At 29.1% G+C, this 2,188-nt stretch carries 4 protein-coding genes; all 4 read left to right on the top strand.

Translation table 11 applies throughout. The annotated features are described in order from the left end of the window. Nucleotides 1–927, top strand: a 927-nt coding sequence (locus tag AOB46_RS22550) for an RHS repeat-associated core domain-containing protein (RefSeq protein ID WP_131724458.1), incomplete at its 5' end; no start/stop codon positions are given. Further along, nucleotides 914–1,426 (top strand): hypothetical protein, encoded by a 513-nt coding sequence (locus AOB46_RS22545; RefSeq protein ID WP_062703640.1) that lies wholly within the window; start codon nucleotides 914–916, stop codon nucleotides 1,424–1,426. The genes AOB46_RS22550 and AOB46_RS22545, both read left to right, overlap by 14 nt. A gap of 199 nt (nucleotides 1,427–1,625) precedes the next feature. Beyond that, complete coding sequence (locus tag AOB46_RS22540; RefSeq protein WP_062703638.1) at nucleotides 1,626–2,003, top strand: hypothetical protein; 378 nt, start codon at nucleotides 1,626–1,628, stop codon at nucleotides 2,001–2,003. A 3-nt stretch (nucleotides 2,004–2,006) separates the two neighbouring features. Beyond that, the coding region (locus tag AOB46_RS23755) for a hypothetical protein (protein WP_206542271.1) at nucleotides 2,007–2,188 on the top strand (182 nt) is incomplete at its 3' end.

Genomic DNA, 2,188 nt, shown 5'->3' with positions numbered 1-2,188 from the left:
ACTTTTGTAGAGCAGCAGGTTGCAGGAACTTATGAAAATCCTTATAAGTTCAATGCAAAGGAACTGGATTCTGAGACAGGTTTATATTATTACGGAGCAAGGTATTATAACCCTAGATTGAGTTTTTGGTATGGGGTGGATCCGTTGGCCATTTACAATTCAGTAATGGAAACAGAATTTTATGGTGAAGGACAGCATAATGGAGGATTTTCTTATTGGGGAAATCTTAATCCTTATATCTACACTTATCAAAATCCAATTACCTATATTGATCCTAATGGTAAGCAAACAAAGGGGCAACAAATTGGAATTGCAATTAAAAATCCTTTCAAGATTGGATTAATGAATCGTGCTGGACATGATTTAGCAGATATAGCGGGAGAGTTTTCAAGAAGAGGGGCCACTAGCTCAGCTCCTTTTGCTGTTTTGGAAAGAAATGGACCTGTTGCGTCTGATGCTGATAGAGGCGGAGAAAGAGGAGCTTTTAGACATGCTACTTGGATGGCTCTTATAGCTTCTGAGTACGGTTCAAAAGATGCTAAATGGGTAGGAGATCTTCATGAGGGTAAATCTACAAATACAAGTAAAACTACTAATATTTTAGGAATTATAGGTGCAGATACTGTTACTGATGAACTAAATAATGAAATTGGAAGAAACTATGGAGAAAAAAATAAAGGAGCCCAAGCACGAGATATAGCGCTAGGCGTATTAGAAATATATAATAAAGAAGGATTATATCAAGTAGAAAATAGTGGAAATGGGACAAATAAGTTTAATGTTGTAAGAAAAAAGCTTGATAATGAAAAGTATAACCTTCTTAAGAAAAGATTTAATACTTTATCAAATGATGGCGTAAGCCCTAGACCAACCAAAAGTCAAACTCAAAATGCAATAAAAAAATATATTAGAAATGGGACACCTTAATTATTATAAAAATGTAATAATATTAATTATTCTCCTTACATTAACCAATTGTAGTAAATCATCGACAGATAGTTTTAACGGCTTTGTCGAAAATAAATATAAAAAATGTAATAACAGTGAAGTTTGCCTAGTTGATTTAAAAAGTCTTCCATTTAAATGGGATAAATTTTACATTTTCTCTGAAAATCATTTCCCGGAGATATTGACTAAGGATAAAATTTCTTTGGTTTTAGGAATAGAGTATGACAAAGATATTACACTTAATGACAGATTGATAATATTTACTTTCAAAGGAAAAGTTGTACATGAAATTCTTACGAAATATAAAAAGGATAATCTCATTGATTCAACACCTTTGTTGGTTGATTTTTATCTGGACAAAGAAACTCCTCTATTTTTTAAAAATGATAATGCTAAATTTATTATTAAAAAAGATAATAGTAACTATGTGCTTTATTGGGATAATACTGACTTCAATAACAATAAAGTTGATCCTTAATACTACAAGGGTATAAAGAAAACTAATCGTAGTTATCTAAAAAACATATATTTATAAAGGAGAACATCTTAGCTTATTTAGTAGATGATTATTTATTCGCAAGGTGTTTTAAAAGGAGATTATGAAAAAATGCTTAGGACCTAATAACTTTGCAGCCAATCTCAGGAGTGGAATTATTGAAAAAAGCAAAACCAGTTAAATGATAGATTTTATTAAATTTTTAATTTTTTTACTTAAAAGACCTAAAATGTTTTTTATTCAGGAAGTGGATGATTTTTATTTTATGGTTGCAGGGTATATAGCAGGAAAGGAAAAAGAAGAGTATGGATCATTTATGAAAGAATTTTCAAGATATTTATCAATGAAATATAATTTTAAAGAAGATACTTTATATAATTTAATTATTAAATCTATGACTGTTTATGATGAGGTGACACTTGAAATATTGAAGAATGAAATGTATAAGTTTCTAAATAGTGAAGAAGTTAGGGTGATGGAGTTTTGGCAATTTATCAATGTTGATGAATTAAAAAAAATATCTTCAGATATTGCACCTTTCAGAACAGATGAATTTTAAACTATGCAGGAATTTCAAAACATTAATCTACCAACCTATTTTTTAAAAAGACCAGGAGTTTTTCAAATTAGAAATGTAGAAGAATACCGTATTTTTTTAGAAAGCTATTGTATAGGTAAACAATTGAATTATTCATATTTTAAAATAGAATTTAATAAGTACTTAATTAGTAGAAGTTTTGATAA

Origin of the sequence: Chryseobacterium indologenes (assembly GCF_001295265.1) — a bacterium.
GTDB classification, from domain to species: domain Bacteria; phylum Bacteroidota; class Bacteroidia; order Flavobacteriales; family Weeksellaceae; genus Chryseobacterium; species Chryseobacterium indologenes_A.
This window is presented reverse-complemented; position numbering and strand designations above follow the sequence as displayed.